Annotated in this window: 1 pseudogene; it reads right to left on the reverse strand. The window is 65.6% G+C overall.

What is annotated here, in order from left to right:
• Positions 1 to 92 (reverse strand): annotated as a pseudogene (locus IE94_RS39795) (IS5/IS1182 family transposase); the annotation flags it as partial.
• Between the last annotated feature and the right edge of the window lie 117 nt (positions 93 to 209).

Raw genomic sequence — 209 nt, forward strand, 5'->3', positions numbered from 1 at the left:
CACCGCCGGTCACCCTCACGGGTGACGATGAGCATCGTGACCCACTCGACCAGGGCATGCGGGAGGTCGAGTGCGGCAGGATACGGAACCAACAGGGCTTCTGTGCTGCCGAGTTGAGACGTCGAACACCTCCCTCAACGGCACGGGAGCCCTGTCCGTTGCGCACCCGGGTTCGCATCACCGCCGTCACCCGATCAGTGGCCACGTTG

It is taken from the genome of Streptomyces violaceorubidus, from assembly GCF_000717995.1.
Taxonomy (GTDB): Bacteria; Actinomycetota; Actinomycetes; order Streptomycetales; family Streptomycetaceae; genus Streptomyces; species Streptomyces violaceorubidus.